Here is a 3,957-nt window from a genome sequence, read left to right as displayed (position 1 = left end):
TACACATACATCTATTTAGAAAGTCAGGTGAAAAAATGCGTATTTTAATTTGTGATGATGACACTCTGATCATTGAACAATTGAAGAAGTATATCGAATCCTACTTTGAGTCCAACCATTTAAAATGTCCTGAATTAGTTTCTTTTACCAGTGGTGAAGCTTTGTTAACTGACAAAGGTGAAAAGGATATTGTTTTTCTGGATATCGAAATGCCTGGCATGAATGGAATCTATGTTGGGAATGAATTAAAAAAAGCAAATAGAAATGTGATCGTTTTTGTTGTCACCTCTTATTCTGAATATTTGGATGAAGCAATGCGTTTTCATGTATTCCGTTACCTTTCCAAACCTCTAGATAAGCAGCGTTTTTTCCGAAATCTGAAGGATGCCTTAGCTTATTACAATTCCATTACACTCAAAATTCCTGTGGAAACAAAACAGGCGGTATATTCGTTTCCTGCTTCGCAGATTATTGCCATAGAAGCTCAGGGGCGAAAAGTAATTGTACATACTGCCCGTCAGGACTTTGACTCTATTCATAATATGAATTACTGGTTGGAAAAGCTTCCCCAAAACAGTTTTTTTCAGACACACCGGAGCTTTATTGTTAACTTCGAACATATTGTGGACTTTGATCACTCCACCGTACATTTATCAAATCCTCAGATTACCGCTTACCTGACACGCAGGAAATACAGTTCCTTCAGAAATGCATATCTACTATATCTGGAAAGCATGAGGTGAAAATAAATGGAATATATTATTTTACTTATTTTTAGTTTTTTTACAGAAGCGGTTATCTTATGGCAGTACGCCGCCAGCCTTTTTTCCCCTTCTCATAGCGGTAAAAAGAGACTGACTCTATTAAGTGTTCTTTATGTACTGTTGTTTTTTCTTTCCCTGCTTGGGCAAACATGGCTGAATATTATCAGTTTTTTTGTGATAAACACTGTTTTCCTCTATATAATGTTTAACCTCAAGTTATTATTGGCACTCTTCCATTCCGCTATACTTACAGCGATTATGGGAATATCTGAACTTGCAGTTTTGGGGATGATATCAAGATTCTTTCCCCATTTTCTCTTAGAAGCAAGTGTCGGACTTGTTTTTTATACCGTATTTAGCAAAATTACCTTTTTTGCAGTCGTTTACTTGTTAAGTTGGCTCTTCAAGGGGAACAAAGCAGCTCAAGAACCGTACGGTCACTCCGAAATTCTCTTGATGTTCATCCCGCTTTCCTCTATTCTTATGATGTTTACTCTTCTTTCTATTGGTGAAACAACCGCATATGCCCCACCGGTTGATTTTCTAGTAACAATCTGTGCCGTTTTTCTGTTGCTGGTCAACCTACTTGTATTTGGAATCAACCAATATAACACAAAAAGATCACAGGAATATGCCGATTTGCAGTTACTGCTCCAGAAAGAATCCGATTCTGTTGAATACTATGAAATGATGCTTGCACAAAACGAGAACCAGAGCATTTTGATCCACGATATAAAGAAACATCTTCAATCAATCAGATTACTGAACGAAAAAAATGATTCCGATAAAATAAATGACTATATACAACAACTCATGGAATCTTCCGACTTAAAGGAAACCACAAAACTCTGTGATCATGAAATGCTAAACTCCATTCTGTGCCGCTATCAGCGCCACTGCAATGATAAGCACATTATTTTTCACACTGACATCAGAAGCGGCACGGTACAACATATATATCCGCGCGATTTGACTTCTTTATTCTGTAACTTATTGGAGAATGCAGTGGAATCAGCAGAGAATATTCCAGACTCTTTTATTGAGCTCACCGTACAAAAGAAAGAAAATTCACCCTTTCTTATTATCATACTCATCAACTCCTGCCAAAATACCCCTGTATATAATCCAGAGGGACTTCCTATATCCCATAAATCAGACAATGGCAGACATGGATTCGGAATCAAAAGCATTAAAAAAGTCGTAAAACAGTACCATGGAAATTTGCAAATGTATTATGATAATGATTCCGGTACCTTCCATACAATCCTAACCTTAAAGCAGTAAATATTAAAATCTGGCAATCGCAATTTTATACGATTGCCTTTTTACATATTTCAGCATGCATTGATGTTGTTTTATATCACTATAAATGAGCAAGTTCGTGATTTTGCATAAAAGAAAGAGATCTTTTCCTGTTATGTGTGTCGATGGCCGATCGAGATATTTTTCAGGCAATGTAAAAACCGTCTGGCACTGGATACATACCAGATCCGTTTCTCAAAGGAAATACAGAGATACTGGCTGCTGATGTCACTGGCACATTGTATTTGTGTCACAGGAACTGGCAAATATCGATCTTTTCAAGATGGATATCATCGAATCTGTAGTGCCGTTCATCAGGAAAAGTATCAGTATCTATTCCTATGTGCAAAAGCAAGTGATGATTTTGAAGCATTTATGAAATTAGCAGGATAATTTTGTGCATTTTTTCAAACTTGCTCATTTATAGCAGGATATATTATCCTGTCAATTGAATCTGAAAGGGGCTGTTGTAATGAGAAAAAAATTAAATATTACAGAAGGCATTTTTCCTATGCCTGTATTGATGGTTGCAACCTATAATGAAGACGGAAGCATCAATGTAATGAACGCTGCCTGGGGTACGATGCAGGAACGTGACACAGTTGCATTGAACCTTACCGAGACCCATAAAACCGTACAGAATATCAAAGCACGCGGTGCATTTACCGTCAGCATCGCGGATGCCGCACATGTAACAGAAGCTGACTATTTCGGTGTAGAATCCGGTAATCGCGAGCCTGATAAATTTGCCCGCAGCCGTCTGACCGCCACAAAATCTGAAACTGTAGATGCTCCGATTATCAATAATTTTCCTCCTCGAACAAAAAGACAGTCAGACAAACTCAGCCTGACTGCGCTAAATATTACCTGTCTGATTTTATACGGTATCCTTCCTATTCATGTGGTGACAGCCTGGGCAGATTCCAGCGGTAATGTGCTGCCAGATATCGGATCAGCACCACTACAATTGATGATACTACCATAGCCTGTACATTTCCCACAAATCGATTCATATATACGCATACAACTGCACCAATGATGGAGGCACAGGCATAGATATGTTTTACAAAAATATACGGCGGTACACTCGCCATCATATCTCTAAGCAGACCGCCGCCTACTCCCGTAATGGTTCCAAGAAATACAAGCAGGAACACATTGTCCATATATCCCTGGCGGATTCCTGTATTTACTCCTACTACTGTAAAAATCCCAAGCCCGACAGAGTCCATTGCCAGCATGATTTTATCGTAGGTCTCACGCCTGTGCCCCTGAAGCAATTCTCTCTTGAAATAAAAAATAAAGAAAACAATGCAGGAAGCAAGCACTGACACCAGTGCATATACAGGATTGGTAAATACAGCCGGAGGGATGATCCCCAGAACAATATCCCTGATCATTCCTCCGCCTACTGCTGTTGCAACTCCCAGAACGCTCACGCCGAAAATATCCATATTCCGTTCAACGCCCACCATCGCTCCGGAAGCAGCAAACGCCACTGAACCGGCCATTTCCATAACAAATGTTACAATTGACTGATAATCCATATTTGTTTTTTAACTCCCCATCCTATCTTTCTTTTATAATCCCAGAAAACAATGCAACTAATGCACTCCTGCAAAGCACGAAAGACAGGAAAATGCTGAACTGTCTTAATTGCATTATTTTCTGGAATTGCTATAAAAATATCAGTAAATCTCCGTTCATCACTTAATGTTTTCATAATTGAAGCAGGAGATTCCACTGAATTATCCAAGATAAAAAGTCGATTTTTTGAACGTCACGTGAAAGAGTCTTTACTCTCAATCAGTATCAGAAAATCGACTATTTATTCCATTTCATATAGATAAACTTATATACTTCGCGAACACCTTCAGCATAGTATAGTAAG

At 38.5% G+C, this 3,957-nt stretch carries 4 protein-coding genes; 3 read left to right on the top strand and 1 reads right to left on the bottom strand.

The window, feature by feature from the left end; translation table 11 throughout:
• From AC075L_RS19180 to AC075L_RS19170, 3 genes are all read left to right on the top strand, one after another.
• The coding region (locus tag AC075L_RS19180; protein ID WP_476388038.1) for a LytR/AlgR family response regulator transcription factor at positions 1 to 743 on the top strand (743 nt) is incomplete at its 5' end.
• A 6-nt stretch (positions 744 to 749) separates the two neighbouring features.
• On the top strand, positions 750 to 2,048 hold the full coding sequence (locus tag AC075L_RS19175; protein ID WP_055201271.1) for a sensor histidine kinase: 1,299 nt from the start codon (positions 750 to 752) through the stop codon (positions 2,046 to 2,048).
• A gap of 490 nt (positions 2,049 to 2,538) precedes the next feature.
• Positions 2,539 to 3,051: a flavin reductase family protein gene (locus tag AC075L_RS19170; protein WP_055057567.1), complete on the top strand. Its 513-nt coding sequence runs from the start codon at positions 2,539 to 2,541 to the stop codon at positions 3,049 to 3,051.
• Here the strand turns inward: AC075L_RS19170 and AC075L_RS19165 are convergent.
• Positions 2,960 to 3,613 (bottom strand): trimeric intracellular cation channel family protein, encoded by a 654-nt coding sequence (locus AC075L_RS19165; protein ID WP_008704940.1) that lies wholly within the window; start codon positions 3,611 to 3,613, stop codon positions 2,960 to 2,962. The two genes, AC075L_RS19170 and AC075L_RS19165, sit on opposite strands and share 92 nt — an antisense overlap.
• Positions 3,614 to 3,957: the final 344 nt, after the last annotated feature.

Source organism: Blautia sp. ZXY-1-B12 (assembly GCF_056339915.1).
This window is presented reverse-complemented; position numbering and strand designations above follow the sequence as displayed.

Bases quoted from the DNA above. Each gene is read 5' to 3' on its own strand.
- AC075L_RS19170 (WP_055057567.1), top strand. From the start codon at position 2,539: ATGAGAAAAAAATTAAATATTACAGAAGGCATTTTTCCTATGCCTGTA.
- AC075L_RS19165 (WP_008704940.1), bottom strand. From the start codon at position 3,613: ATGGATTATCAGTCAATTGTAACATTTGTTATGGAAATGGCCGGTTCA.
- AC075L_RS19175 (WP_055201271.1), top strand. From the start codon at position 750: ATGGAATATATTATTTTACTTATTTTTAGTTTTTTTACAGAAGCGGTT.